At 42.7% G+C, this 13,918-nt stretch carries 12 protein-coding genes; 5 read left to right on the forward strand and 7 right to left on the reverse strand.

Translation table 11 applies throughout. The annotated features are described in order from the left end of the window. Nucleotides 1-126 precede the first annotated feature (126 nt). A complete protein-coding gene (gene trxB / locus I8748_RS24250; RefSeq protein WP_198127099.1) occupies nt 127-1,500 on the reverse strand; it encodes a thioredoxin-disulfide reductase in 1,374 nt (457 codons plus the stop codon). A 180-nt stretch (nt 1,501-1,680) separates the two neighbouring features. On the opposite strand from trxB, the gene I8748_RS24255 reads away from it, so the two are divergent. The 4 genes from I8748_RS24255 (at nt 1,681) to I8748_RS24270 (ending at nt 4,580) form a co-directional block, all read left to right on the forward strand. After that, nucleotides 1,681-2,577: an ABC transporter permease gene (locus I8748_RS24255; protein ID WP_198127100.1), complete on the forward strand. Its 897-nt coding sequence runs from the start codon at nt 1,681-1,683 to the stop codon at nt 2,575-2,577. Nucleotides 2,578-2,814: 237 nt separating this feature from the next. Further along, nucleotides 2,815-3,018 (forward strand): hypothetical protein, encoded by a 204-nt coding sequence (locus tag I8748_RS24260; protein ID WP_198127101.1) that lies wholly within the window; start codon nt 2,815-2,817, stop codon nt 3,016-3,018. 27 nt (nt 3,019-3,045) lie between these two features. Next, a complete protein-coding gene (locus I8748_RS24265) occupies nt 3,046-3,942 on the forward strand; it encodes an ROK family protein (protein ID WP_198127102.1) in 897 nt (298 codons plus the stop codon). Nucleotides 3,943-3,956: 14 nt separating this feature from the next. After that, entirely contained in the window at nt 3,957-4,580 is a 624-nt protein-coding gene (locus tag I8748_RS24270) for a type I restriction endonuclease (RefSeq protein ID WP_198127175.1), read from the forward strand. 227 nt (nt 4,581-4,807) lie between these two features. Here I8748_RS24270 and I8748_RS24275 read toward each other — a convergent pair whose 3' ends face one another. Beyond that, complete coding sequence (locus I8748_RS24275; protein WP_198127103.1) at nt 4,808-5,230, reverse strand: hypothetical protein; 423 nt, start codon at nt 5,228-5,230, stop codon at nt 4,808-4,810. Between the two features lie 130 nt (nt 5,231-5,360). Beyond that, nucleotides 5,361-6,998, reverse strand: coding sequence for a CTP synthase (locus I8748_RS24280; protein ID WP_198127104.1), 1,638 nt, complete (start codon nt 6,996-6,998; stop codon nt 5,361-5,363). Nucleotides 6,999-7,082: 84 nt separating this feature from the next. Here I8748_RS24280 and I8748_RS24285 point away from each other — a divergent pair, with 84 nt between their 5' ends. Next, entirely contained in the window at nt 7,083-8,957 is a 1,875-nt protein-coding gene (locus I8748_RS24285; RefSeq protein WP_198127105.1) for an N-acetylmuramoyl-L-alanine amidase, read from the forward strand. 39 nt (nt 8,958-8,996) lie between these two features. On the opposite strand, the gene I8748_RS24290 is transcribed toward I8748_RS24285, so the two are convergent. The 4 genes from I8748_RS24290 to I8748_RS24305 all read right to left on the reverse strand — a co-directional run bounded on the left by I8748_RS24290 (nt 8,997) and on the right by I8748_RS24305 (nt 13,823). Continuing rightward, a complete protein-coding gene (locus tag I8748_RS24290) occupies nt 8,997-9,929 on the reverse strand; it encodes a hypothetical protein (RefSeq protein ID WP_198127106.1) in 933 nt (310 codons plus the stop codon). Between the two features lie 288 nt (nt 9,930-10,217). Next, nucleotides 10,218-10,739: a DUF2085 domain-containing protein gene (locus I8748_RS24295; protein ID WP_198127107.1), complete on the reverse strand. Its 522-nt coding sequence runs from the start codon at nt 10,737-10,739 to the stop codon at nt 10,218-10,220. A 42-nt stretch (nt 10,740-10,781) separates the two neighbouring features. Further along, nucleotides 10,782-12,893, reverse strand: coding sequence for a bifunctional arginine dihydrolase/ornithine cyclodeaminase (gene argZ, locus I8748_RS24300; protein WP_198127108.1), 2,112 nt, complete (start codon nt 12,891-12,893; stop codon nt 10,782-10,784). Between the two features lie 390 nt (nt 12,894-13,283). After that, nucleotides 13,284-13,823 carry an NUDIX hydrolase gene (locus I8748_RS24305; protein ID WP_198127109.1) on the reverse strand — a complete coding sequence of 180 codons (540 nt, stop codon included), beginning with the start codon at nt 13,821-13,823 and terminating at the stop codon, nt 13,284-13,286. Nucleotides 13,824-13,918: the final 95 nt, after the last annotated feature.

The following is a 13,918-nucleotide window of genomic DNA, read 5'->3' on the forward strand; positions in this document are numbered from 1 at the left end:
GTAGGGAGTGGGGGGAGATGAGGGGGATGAGGGAGATGAGGGGGAAATTTTTACCTCAATTACCAATTACCAATTACCAATTATCAATTCCCAATTACCAATTCCCAATTCCCAATTCCCCATGCCCTAAAGATTACTTTCAATTAACTGCCGATACTCGCTCTTTTGTTTAACACCTTTGAGTTCCTTGACCAATTCCTTATTTTTGAAGAATTGGACTGTTGGGGTGCCTGTGACAGCGGCATTTTCGGCGATTTCTCGGTCTTTGTCGATGTCAATTTCTACAAAGTGAATCTTGCCGTCAAATTCATCTACTACTTTATTTAGTATCGGTTTCAGGGTATGACAAGGGCCGCAACCAGGAGCAACATATTTGACAATGAGCAAGCGATCGCTTTCGTGGAACAATTTACGCAAGGCATAACCGCCTTGGTGGCGTGTGGCTTGCAAGTTAAATCCTGCTTCTTCCTCGGCTTCTGTTTTCTTGGCAGCTGGCTGATGTTCTAATTCGTTATCCAGTATTTCTGGTTGTCGATGGAATTCTTGAATCAAACCACTCGAAGACAACCAGCGTTCTGCCAACATCGCCGCCATACAACCGGTACCAGCAGCTGTGATTGCTTGACGAAATTCATGATCTTGCACGTCGCCAGCAGCATAAACGCCTTCTACACTCGTTTCTACAGAACCGTTTTTGGTGACAATATAACCCACTTCATCAAGTTCTAATTGCCCCTTAAATAAGGAGGTGTTGGGAGTGTGACCAATGGCGTAGAATAGTCCTTTGGCGTTGAGTTTGCTTTCTTCACCAGTTTTGGTATTGCGGATTTTCACCCCTTCCATATGACCGTTACCGAAAATATCCACGGCTTCTGTGTTCCAATGCACTTGGATTTTCGGGTTACTCAAAACTCGGTCTTGCATCGCTTTAGAAGCCCGCATTTTATCGGTGCGAACTAACATATTTACCTTAGAACCATACTTAGTCAGGTAAATTGATTCTTCCGCCGCTGAGTCACCAGCGCCAATGACAGCTAGTTCTGCACCGTGGAAAATTGGTGTTGCACCATCGCAAATTGCACAAGCTGAAATACCGCGACTCCAAAATTCATGTTCGCTAGGTAAACCTAAACGCTTGGCTGTGGCACCAGTGGCAATGATGATGCTATTGGTTTTAAATTCCCTTTCTTGCGATCGCACTATGAAAGGACGCTGACTTAAATCAACAGATATCACATCCTCAGTATATAGTTCAGCCCCCCAGCGCTCAGCTTGCGCCTTCATCTGATCCATCAGTTCTGGCCCCGTAATGCCTTGGGGAAATCCAGGAAAGTTTTCTACCTCCGTCGTTGTCATCAATTGCCCACCAGGCAACCCCCCGGCTTGGAAACCTTCAAAGACAACGGGTTTTAGGTTAGCTCGTCCTGCATAAATAGCGGCTGTGTACCCTGCTGGCCCAGAACCGATAATCACTAAGTTTTCTACAGTCGGGTTAGTCATGACAGTAAAACAAACTCATAACGACTACGTTTAATATAGCATAATAAATTGGGAATTGGGAATTGGGCATTGGGAATGGTGCATGGGGCATGGGTTGAGTTATTTTCTCCCTCATCTCCCCAATCCCCAGTCCCCTATGTACAATGGTCAGCGTATCTTGCTTAATGCAGGCGATCGCAAATGACCATTACTAAACGTCAGCTACCAACATTTCTACGCTTTGCCAAAAGTCCCAATCTTTCCCAGAAATTAATGGTGATTGGGTTAGTTATTACTTTATTTTTCATATTTCTAGCTTTCTTTGCGCCTGTATTTCAGGCTTGGGGATGGCTGCAAAACCCGAAGGAATTTCTCTCTAACCTCCCTCAGCAGCCACCATCAGGCGAACATTGGTTTGGTACAAGTCGTCTAGGCAATGATGTATTCTCCCGCACGGTATTTGGCGCTCAAGCAGCACTGCAAGTAGTAATTTTAGCTACAGCGCTGAGTATGGTTATTGGTGTGCCATTGGGGATGGTGAGTGGCTATCTCGGCGGTAGATTGGATAAGGTGTTGCTGTTTCTCATGGATAGCATTTACACCTTACCGGGTTTATTGTTGTCAGTGACGTTAGCATTTGTAGTCGGGCGGGGGATATTGAATGCTGCGATCGCCATTAGTATTGCTTACGTTCCCCAATATTACCGTGTTGTTCGCAACCACACTGTGAGCGTGAAAACTGAAGTTTTCATTGAAGCGGCTCAAGCAATGGGCGCTTCCACTTGGATTGTACTTTCTCGCTATTTATTTTTCAACGTCATTCAAAGCGTACCTGTATTATTTACGCTGAACGCCGCCGATGCAATTTTAGTATTAGGCGGCTTGGGCTTTTTGGGGTTAGGGCTTCCCGAAGAAGTGCCAGAATGGGGACATGATTTAAAACAAGCTCTAGAAGCACTACCTACTGGCATTTGGTGGACTACGCTTTTCCCTGGTTTAGCAATGACATGCATGGTGGTAGGGTTATCACTACTTGGTGAGGGGCTAAATGAATTTGTCAATCCCCGATTACGGCGAGAAAATGGAATCCGGAAATAGTTAAGAGTCAGTTGTTATTTGTTAGTGGTTAGTTGTTAGTGGTCAGTCGTAATGAACTGTTATAAAGTTGACAACTAATAAGCACTAGTACACCATTGAGACAACTATTAGTCCAACACTGCATTAAAAGATTTTGTCCCTCTAACAACTGACAACTGACAACTGACAACTAACAACTGACACCAACTAAACAGTTTCATCGTCTAAATTTTTTGTATTTGTAATTGAGAGATTTGTGTGAAAGATAACCTTACTTTAATTGCCGCCGCAGCTGGCGGGTTTATGCTTTCTGTTGCCCTTGCTGGTATCTTAAGGGGTACACCAATTACAGCTTGGCAAGAGCAATCGAGTTTTCGTTCTGCGGTTGTGACTGATTTACGCATCACTGCGAAAAATACAGAAGACTCGCAATTGTTTAGCGCCAAAATCCGAAAAAGCTAATATGCCTCTGGTTGTGAAAATTTGACAGTGGTGAATCCTCAAGTAATTGGTATCGATTTGGGAGGAACAGCGATTAAGCTGGGGCGTTTCAGTCAAGATGGTACTTGCCTGCAATCTTTGACTGTGCCAACTCCCCAACCCTCCACACCAGAAGCAGTCCTGGCTGTAATGGTAGATGCGATCGCTCAAGTTGACTTGGATAATCAAACTGTTGCCATTGCTGTGGGTACTCCCGGCCCAGCTGACGCAACAGGACGTATTGCCAAAATCGCTATTAATTTGGCAGGTTGGCATGATGTGCCTTTGGCTGACTGGCTAGAAGCCAAAACTGGCAGACCTACCGTTGTGGCTAACGATGCTAACTGTGCAGGTTTGGGAGAAGCTTGGCTAGGCGCTGGTCGCCGCTTTCAAAATTTCATCCTCTTGACTTTGGGGACTGGTGTTGGTGGGGCGATTATCCTCGATGGTAAACTGTTTACTGGACATCAAGGAGCAGCTGGAGAATTGGGTTTAATCTCGTTCAACCCCGATGGCCCCATGTGTAACAGCGGCAATCAAGGCTCCTTGGAACAATATGCTTCGGTAATCGCTATTCGTCGCCGCACAGGCAAGGAACCAGCAGAATTAGGCGCTCTTGCTGAAGCTGGAGATGCTCAAGCCTTGACTTTTTGGGAAGAATATGGTAAGGATTTGGGTATAGGTTTAACTAGTCTAATTTATGTTTTGACACCGGAAGCGATCGTTATTGGTGGCGGTGTCAGCGCTAGTTTTAAGTTTTTCTTACCAGCGATGCAGGCAGAAATTGAAAAGCGAGTCATGTTGACATCGCGCCTGGGTTTACAAATTTTGCCAGCAGAATTAGGTAACACTGCGGGAATGGTGGGTGCAGCGAAATTGGCATGGCAACACCATTGGGGATTTTGAAATTATTTTCAATTATGGTTCAAATTATCCAAGCTAGAGACATTAGTCTTTACGAATTAGAAGAAAAATTTGGTTTAAAACTTACTACAGACAGCAACTTCTTCACAGAATGGACAGAAAATTTACCGACTCTGACTGATGCTGAAAAGCAAGCTTTGGAACGAGTGAAAAGTAACTATTTAAATTTGAATCAGCGCCGTCTGATGTCAGAAGAGGCGGTAAAGATGGTAGTGCTGTCTCCTTTACTCGATTTAGCTGGATTTTATCAACCACCTTTTGAGATTGAAACCGAAACTTCTATTGAAATTTCTGCTGAAGACGAAAGTTTTCTTGTCAGAGGAAACATTGATGTCTTAGTCATTCAAAAACGTCTTTGGGTACTGGTTATCGAATCTAAAAGTAGTAAATTCGATGTCATGGTAGCCTTATCCCAAGCACTAGCTTACATGCTTGATAATCCCAATACTGTACAACCGATTTTTGGTTTCCTGATTAATGGTAGAGAGTTTGTTTTTATCAAATTGATTCAACAAGAACAACCCCGATATGCACGTTCTTATGCTTTATCAATTGAACGTGATTCAGAACTAGATCAAGTACTTAGTGTATTGAAACGTTTGCAAGAATTGATAGGTTAAGCGAATTTTAGATTTTAGATTTTAGATTTTAAATTATGCCTAATGTGAATTAAAAACGACTCTTATTCCATAAAGCTTTTGAGGGCCAGTAGGGTGTGTTATGCCGTAGGAATCGCGCACCTTTAATTATTGGCGGTGCGTTGCGCTGTGCGACAACGCACCCTACATTTTATTAATTCAATCCAAAATCCAAAATTCAAAATCCAAAATTTAATTCTGCTATTTTTTCAAGAAAAAGAATATCCAGTTTCCTTTTGAATGAATTGTAAAACTTTTTCATAAGAGTCGGGATTACTCACGGGGTTGATGACAATGGGGATAGTCCCATCTGGTAACCAAAAAGTTATCCTGCCATTAGATTCCTGACAAAAGGAACTAACGCAGGTGAGATTAATTACATATTCATTTTTTTCATAAATAATTTTTACCCAGTAGGCATTCTCTATTTCTAATCCAGTGACGCGTTCTAGATAATCGAGAACCTTTTGATAGTCTTCTGGATTACTTTGTGGGTTAATCACAATAGGAATAGCACTATCGGGCAACCAAAAAGTAACCCTGCCATTGTTTTCGTAACAAAAAGCATTAACATGGTCGAAATTGACTACATATTCTTTCCTCTCGTAAAGGATTTTCACCCAGTACGCCACAACATCTCCTCAAGTCCAAAGTTTACGAAAGATAGCCACCCTGAATGTTAAAAAATTTCCTGAAATCCCAAGTCAATGTTGCTGCGCGTTAATTCAAAAATCAAAAATCATCTTTTTAATTTTGAATTGATTAAGACACCTCTACAGGTGTTTGTAAACCAGAGGTTGAATGAGTACGGGCGATCGCAGCTTGCATAAATCCTTTAAATAAAGGATGAGGAACGCTAGGACGCGATTTAAACTCTGGATGAAATTGGCAAGATACAAAAAATGGGTGTTGGGGAAATTCCACAATTTCAACTAAGCGTCCATCGGGAGAAGTGCCGCTAATGATATAGCCAGAATCTAACAACAGCTGGCGGTAAGTATTATTGAACTCGTACCGATGACGATGCCGTTCATAAATGATTTTTTCTTGATACAACTGGAAAGCTAAACTATTGGGCAAAATATGACAAGGATATAAACCTAAACGCATTGTCCCGCCTAAATCAACTACGTCTTGTTGTTCTGGCAGCAGGTTAATCACTGGATAGTTAGTATCAGGGTCGAATTCTGCACTGTTAGCACCTGTTAAGCCTCCGACGTTTCTAGCCCATTCAATGACGGTACATTGCATTCCCAAGCATAAACCTAAGAAGGGAATTTGGCGATCGCGGGCATATTTAATGGCGGCGATTTTGCCGTCTACTCCCCGAATACCAAAACCTCCAGGCACAACTATGCCATCCACACCCGCTAGATAAGTTTCGGCTGGTTCTGTCTCCAACTTTTCTGAGTTCACCCAACGCAAGCGCAAATTGCCATAAGTAGCAATGGCAGCATGTCGTAGTGCTTCCACTACAGAAAGATAAGCATCACCTAAGCTGACATATTTACCGACAATGGCAATTTCCACTGGGTATTTAGGACTGTACAAGCGTTCTACCATTGTTTGCCACTGCACGAGATTGGGTTGGCGTTGTTCCATGTGCAGCAACTTCAAGGCTTGCTGTGCCAGTCCTTCCCGTTCCAAAATCAGCGGTACTTCATAAATACTGCTGGCATCTGGGGAGGTAATCACACATTCTTCCGGGACATCACAAAATTCTGACAATTTGCGTTTTAATCCCACGGGGATGGGGCGATCGCACCGACATACTAAAATATCTGGTTGGATGCCAATAGATCTGAGTTCTTTGACTGAATGCTGTGTCGGCTTCGTTTTCATTTCACCGGCTGAGGCAATCCACGGTAAGAGTGTGACATGCATATACAGCACATTCTGCCGTCCTACCTGCTTCCGTAACTGGCGGATAGCTTCCAAAAATGGTAGTGATTCAATATCTCCCACCGTACCACCAATTTCTGTAATTACCACAGATGGGTTCGTATCTTTAGCAACTAACAGAATCCGTTCTTTAATTTCATTGGTGATGTGGGGAATCACCTGCACTGTGCCGCCGTTATAGTCGCCACGTCGCTCTCTTGTGATTACTGCTTGGTAAATAGAGCCAGTGGTGACACTATTTAGCCGTGACATGGAGGTATCAGTAAAGCGTTCGTAATGCCCCAAGTCCAAATCTGTTTCGGCGCCATCTTCGGTGACAAACACTTCTCCATGCTGAAAGGGACTCATGGTACCCGGATCAACGTTAATATAGGGGTCGAGTTTGAGAATCGACACCGAATAATCTCGTGACTTGAGTAAACGTCCTAGGCTTGCTGCTACAATGCCTTTGCCTATACTGGAAACTACACCTCCAGTTACAAAGATAAACTTAGTCATAGTAGTTTGAATTTTTAGCGACTTCTCAAAATACATCCCGTCATTGTGCCACAGTCACTGTGGTAAATTGTGTGTAATTTTGCCGTGAAAAAACTTTTAGGAATAGTAGTCTTAAGCTATTTTCTCACCCCTTTTGTAGCATTGGCAGAATCATCTCTTGTGGTTGTTTTTCCCCGGACGAACTACCAGACAAGTGCCGAGAAAATTTTTTTCCTGGGCACAGCACCAACAGATGGTCAGGTTTTCATCAATGGTAAGCCAATTGGGCGAAGTCAGGCTGGTCATTTTTCCCCAAGTTTCCCCTTGCAGGTGGGAGAGAATCTGTTTACTGTACGTTACCAAAATCAAGAACTTCAGATTAAGGTGATTAGGCTTGACACTCAGCCAAAGTTACCACAAGGGTTAGCCTTTGCTACAGGTTCTCTGACTCCTGCATCTGACATTGCCAGACTACCAGGGGAACTAATTTGTTTTAGCGCGTTAGCGAAGCTGCCCGAAGGGGTCGCACCCCCCAATGCCAGTGTTTCTGTCAAACTGGCTAATCAAACTGTTGCCCTTTTCCCCCAGCCTCAGCAGGCACAGTTACCAACTAATTTGGCAGCCCTGACGGGGCGAAATCAACCTACTGCCCAGTCTACCGCAGGAAAGTATGAGGGTTGCACTACGGTTCCCCAACCTGATACTAATATCTTGAGTTTCATTTACGGTAACAACATCATTTCTGGTGCTGTTGTCCCAGATGTCACTCAAGAGGTAGATTTGGGAAAACCTCAGTTTCAACTGACGCTGAATGGCAAGACGATAACTCAACCAGGAACTGGCAAAATTCAAATCCTCTCACCTGCACAGTTGCCTGTTGCTGAGGTGACAGTAGACTCAGGTGTAGCACGTACTGGCCCTAGCACCGATTATTCTCGACTCACCCCACTACCATTAGGAACACGCGCAGCAGTTACAGGAAGGGAAGGTGAATGGTTACGCCTAGACTATGGAGCTTGGATTAATAGTAAGGAGACCCGCATTCTACCAGGTGCTGTTCCGCCACGTACAATTATTCGCAGTGTCGGCTACCGTCAACTCCCTAATGCCACAGAGATGGCTTTTCCGCTACAAGTTCCTGTACCCGTAAGTGTGCAACAAGGCAAAGATAATTTTACCCTGACACTCTATAACACCACTGCCCAAACTGACATTATTAGATTGGATGATGACCCCTTAATTTCTCGCCTGGATTGGCAACAGGTAGCTCCAGGACAAGTACAATACACCTTTAACCTCAAAAAAGCTCAACAGTGGGGATATAAGCTGAGATACGATGGCACAACCCTGGTGTTGGCTTTGCGTCATCCGCCTGTAATTGGACGTAATAGACAAAAGCCTTTATCTGGTATCAAGATTGTACTCGATCCCGGTCATGGCGGTAAAGAATCTGGTGCTGAGGGGCCAACTGGTTATTTAGAAAAAGATGTCAACTTGATGGTATCGAAGTTGCTGCGCGACGATTTGGTAAAACTAGGTGCAACGGTAGTAATGACGCGGGAGGACGATCGCGATCTTTCCCTGGTGGAACGTCAGGAGATTATTAAAAAAGAAGTTCCTGCGATCGCTGTTTCGATCCATCACAACTCTCTACCCGATGATGGCGATGCTGAAAAAACCAAGGGATTCGCAGCTTTTTGGTATCAGCCTCAAGCCCACAGTTTAGCGATATTTTTGCATAATTATGTAGTTAAAAAATTACGTAAACCTTCTTATGGTGTTTTTTGGGATAACCTAGCGCTGACACGTCCGGCGATTGCACCATCAGTACTGCTGGAATTAGGTTTTATGAGTAATCCTGATGAATTTGAGGAGGTAGTCAACCCAGAAGAACAGAAGAAAAAGGCAAAAGCGATCGCCGAGGGGATCACTCAATGGTTTACGACTGTGCGAAAACCAACCAAACCACCTGAACTGTAAAGACTCAACCCTTGTGATGTCACTTTGAATTTAAAGTTTTTATTTATTGCTTATTATCTTCTTGATAAAGCGCTTCAAGTGCAATTTAGTTGTTGCAACAATTTTGGGAAGATAATAGAAATTTCTTAACTGTTTATAATACAAAAATTTCATTACAGCTTTCGCTTTGCCCTGACAATGTAGACACAAAAACTTGATCTCTTTGTTTAAAATTTGATTATAACCATAAGGAATTCCATTTCTGAAAATCAGCTTTTTTAAACCGAATTGCATTTGGTATTCATTGTCAAAGTAATTAGCTGATACATTAATACTTGTATCTACCGTCATATCATTGATGACTCTATTAAGATTAGCCACTTGAGAATTTCCCTCAGACCATAAATATAATAGAGTCATATCACATATTCCTCCTGGAAGTTTATTATTAACATGCCATTGATATTTCTCTTGAAGTTTATTTAGTATGTTGTTGGTGTATGCCTCAGTACAAAAATTTGTAAAATCCTTCAATCCTTCAAAAGTCCAATATGAGAAATGAGGAGAAGATGTAAATCTCAATTTAGGTTGATTTTCTGGAGTTATTAAAGTAGCGATACAATCACTAGATAAAAGTAAAGCGACTTGTTCTGAATAATTGGCAAAAGTCATGATGTCGCCATCTAACAAAAATGCTTTTTTGATATCATTTTTTTCCATCCATTGTTCTAAATAGAAAAATCTTTTAAAACAAGCAATTTCAAATTCTTGAGAATTTGTTGACATGTGGATATAATTTTTTAAAAAAGCTTGATACTTACTACATTCTATAATTGTAGTATCCCAGTGATTTTTCCAGAAATCCTTATTGGCTATATCTCCGATAAGCACTACTGTATCGTTAAAGTTTGCCGCTGATTTTAAAGCAAATTTTAAGTAATTTGGCTTGGCACCAAAATAGACGATTGTTACAGGAATTTCTGTGGTTTCCATTGATTTAACTATTTAATACTTGATATCACTAAGAATTTTATACGAAAATGATATCAAAATATACACATGAGTTTTAAACCTGATTGATTTTATGATCAATAGGCTGAGTCAAAAACCTGATTTCTCTGTTGAGGCAGATTTTGTACGCAATTTTTGGGACTGCGTATATTTTGCCCTAATCCTATGACTGTAAGGCTTTTGGGATTTGACTAAGAACTAGGTTAACTATTTCAAAGAAGATAACAGGAAAATTATGAGATTTTTGATAAAAAATTGAGTGAGTTTTTATTAGTTCATGAAGTTGTTGATTTTATCTCTATATCGATGCAAAAACGGCATCATAAACAAACCCCACGCCAAACCCGTAATTAACCCAAAAGGCGTAACTATATAATTATTAAAACTCCACAAACCGAAAACCTGCGCTGCTAATTCCAAAGGATAAGCCATCATCAACACACTAGCTAGCGCTACACCACTCATACCATACTGACTTAACCAGTAAAAACCTTTGCCACCAGTCACACCATACAACAGCCGTGTAATCAACAAACCTGTGACAGTGCCGTAACAGCGCATACACACAGCCATGATAAACGGCGGTGCTAAATCTAACCCCATATCTGGTTGCGGACATACATGATTACCCATGAAATAAATGATGTCCGCAATACCATCAAGCAAAGACACACCAGACGCAGCCAAAAAAGGAGCAACTGGCGGGCCAAAAACCATCCCCACCAGCATAAAATCAGCAATCAAACTAACCCAACTAACCCGCAACTCTCCATTAAAAGCTACCCTTGCCATTTCCCTTTCTTCGCGCCTTTGCGCCTTTGCGTGAGACTTTTCTTAACCTACCTTAGCAACATAGGGACTTGTCAACTTATCCAGCTGCTGCACCAACAAACTCAAAAACAATCCCACATCAGTCACCACACCCACTGATTCTACAGAACCGCGATCGCTCAACTTTGTCACCACAGCAGGATTAATATCCACACAAACCATCTTCACCCCCGCAGGAGTCATATTCCCTACACCAATGGAGTGGAGCATACTAGATAGCATCAAAATCATCTCCGCACCTTCTAGGTACTTGGCGTATTCCTCCTGTGCTTGAATCAAATTCATTTGGGTATCTGGTAAAGGCCCATCATCTCGAATCGAACCAGCCAGCACGAAAGGTACGTGATTTTGCACACACTCATACATCACGCCGCTATTAATCACTCCCGCCTCAACTGCTTTGGCAATACTGCCATAACGGCGGATAGTATTAATCACCTTCAGGTGATGGCGGTGTCCTCCACGCACAGCGACACCCCGCTTCATGTCCACACCGAGGGATGTACCCATGATATTTTGCTCAATGTCGTGGACTGCGATCGCATTACCACCCAACAGCGCTTGTACGTAGCCTTCACGGATCAGCCGTGAGAGATGTTCGCCGCCACCAGTGTGAATCACCACAGGCCCAGCCGTAACAACTACTTTACCGCCAGCATCACGAATTTTACGTAATTCCCAAGCCACTTGTTCAACCACCAACTCGACGCGGCGTTCACTGGAAACACCAGCCGACATAAAGCTGAACTCTTGAGCATTCCTTTGTTCCCGCGATTCTGGTTTACGGATGGTGCGGATACCAAGCACATCTACAACTACCTGTTCGCCAACTTCAAGATCACGTAGTATTTTACACCTTGCCAGTAAACCATTGGCGGTTTGAGTAATAGCGATCGCGCCATCCATGCGCTGATTTTCCACTTTCACCCATTGCCCATTAATCCGCACTTCGGTAGGATAAATTGTACTGACGTAAAAATCATCGGGAGCTACGCCAGCTAAAACCACAGGCTCAAGTTTGGCATCTCGCTCATCTTCAGGCAAGTTGACAGCACCTAAATCGATCAACTGGGAGATGATTTCTTCCATCACTTCATGGGATGGCGCTGATACTTTTACTTCCGCAGCTGAGGTACTTTGACGCTGTTCTCCCAAGTCAAAATTCAGCACTTGGAAGCTACCGCCTGCATCTACAATTAAATCCAAAGCACGGTTAATCAAGCCGGAGTCAAGCAAGTGCCCTTCTATACGAATGATGCGGCTTTCTACTGACACATTGGCATGAATTTCTGCCCTGACTGGTTCCGTTACCCGCAAGGTGAGACATTTAGCCGCACCACCAGCTTTGAGAAACTCCGTCAGCGGCGTTTCAATCACTTGGAAACCAACATTTCCTAGGCGTGTTTTTAAAGCATCACTTGCCTTATTCATAATCACGATGCTGTCCACATTCACCGCATTGCAGGCGAAGTTGACAGCATCAGCTTCGATTATTGCTATACGCTTTTGGGCTGCTACTCGCATTTCAATTAAGCGGTTGGAGTAGGCATCAAAAGCGCCAGGATAGTAAAGCAAATAACCGTTAGCTAACGGACAGAAACAAGTATCTAAATGATAGAAGCGTTCATCTATCAGCCGTAGGGAAAGCACCTCAGTATCCAGCCATTTAGCTAGGTAAGGGTGAGAATCTAATTCTGAACGGAAACCGTATCCAGCCCATAGCCAACGTCCCTCGCGGTCTAAAAGTGCATCCCCTGCACCTTCAAAGGGCAAATCTTTAGGCAGTTCATAAACTGTGTAACCATTTTCCTCAAACCATTGTTTGAAGTAAGGTTCTTCTCCCTGACGTTCTTTGTGTAAAAAGCGGCTAAGAACAACGTTGTCCCCCAACACTAAGCCAGCATTGGCGGTAAAAACCATATCAGGCCAACCTAGCTGGGGCTTGACTAAATCGACAATAGCGTGTTGTTTGAGTACATGATATAGTTGCTGCCACTGATCAACGGCGCGATCGCGCGATGACTTGTGAATGTTCCCTTCCATCCAGGGATTAATTACATAGTCCACATCGTAGTGGTCAGGCGCACACATTAAAAAGCGAATCCGGGAAGTCATAAAAATTTACAAGCGTTATAGATGCTACAAGCCTATTTTGAATACAGATTTTTGCTTTACTAATTTTGTGAATCTGCTACTAACTCACTACCTTTAGTTACTTAAAGGCAGGGCAAAGGCTTCGCTCTTCATTCTATTACCCCAATGACAAAGTGAGGGGGAGGAAGGTAACAAAATCACAAGGAAATTAATTATTAGGACTTACGCATGGGAGAGAAATTAAGGGTTTAGGCTGTTGCTGGTGCAAACTGGCATGAGTCAGGGAAAAATTTCATGAATGATCCAGTCCAGATCTTTTTCTGGCGTAGTATTTTTCTCTTCATATCGGTTTACCCACCAAATCCGACATCCTTCGCACAAATCTGCGTGAAGTCCAGTTTTTAACAGATTTTATAGGTTTTCATTACACTTACCTAATTGTGGATACAAAGCCAGAATTATTCCACAATGATTATATTTAGTTAATAGAGTCAGATAAAGGTTTGTTTTTAGTAAAGATAACGCACAAGAGCGGAGTTTGGTCTGGAAAAACCCTTTGAGGATGATTCGTTGTAGTGAAGGTTTTTTCACTAATCTGATGGCTTTGCTAACATCTAGCCACTGGCGTTGTCTTTTACCAGCTTCGGGATATTCTTCACAGACCATTTGTACTGGCATCAAATACATCTGAACTTGGTAGATTTTGCCTCGTTTGCGATACTTGTAAGAACCTAGTTTATTGAAATTGACTTGTCCAATCACCCCAGCTTCTTCCCAAGCTTCTTTAGCTGCGGAATCAGGCGCACTCATGCCATTAGCAATGCCTCCTTTGGGAATTACCCAGTTTTGGCGATCGCGGGTTGTAATCAGCAATATTTCAATTTTGCCGTTGTTCACTCTATAAGGAATTACCCCGGATTGCTTAAAGGCTTTGCTGACTTTTCGACTCATGGGACTTAGATCCTTTGTGATTCAGCCTTTGTGTACTTTTTTTTATCCGAAAAATAGAAAGATGCCACCGGATAGATTTTGATTAAGATATGTTT

It is taken from the genome of Amazonocrinis nigriterrae CENA67, assembly GCF_016056305.1.
Classification (GTDB): Bacteria; Cyanobacteriota; Cyanobacteriia; order Cyanobacteriales; family Nostocaceae; genus Amazonocrinis; species Amazonocrinis nigriterrae.

Excerpts from the sequence above, each read along its gene's own strand:
- trxB (WP_198127099.1), bottom strand. The coding sequence starts at position 1,500 with ATGACTAACCCGACTGTAGAAAACTTAGTGATTATCGGTTCTGGGCCA.
- I8748_RS24255 (WP_198127100.1), top strand. The coding sequence starts at position 1,681 with ATGACCATTACTAAACGTCAGCTACCAACATTTCTACGCTTTGCCAAA.
- I8748_RS24270 (WP_198127175.1), top strand. The coding sequence starts at position 3,957 with ATGGTTCAAATTATCCAAGCTAGAGACATTAGTCTTTACGAATTAGAA.
- I8748_RS24280 (WP_198127104.1), bottom strand. The coding sequence starts at position 6,998 with ATGACTAAGTTTATCTTTGTAACTGGAGGTGTAGTTTCCAGTATAGGC.
- I8748_RS24290 (WP_198127106.1), bottom strand. The coding sequence starts at position 9,929 with ATGGAAACCACAGAAATTCCTGTAACAATCGTCTATTTTGGTGCCAAG.
- I8748_RS24295 (WP_198127107.1), bottom strand. The coding sequence starts at position 10,739 with ATGGCAAGGGTAGCTTTTAATGGAGAGTTGCGGGTTAGTTGGGTTAGT.
- argZ (WP_198127108.1), bottom strand. The coding sequence starts at position 12,893 with ATGACTTCCCGGATTCGCTTTTTAATGTGTGCGCCTGACCACTACGAT.
- I8748_RS24305 (WP_198127109.1), bottom strand. The coding sequence starts at position 13,823 with ATGAGTCGAAAAGTCAGCAAAGCCTTTAAGCAATCCGGGGTAATTCCT.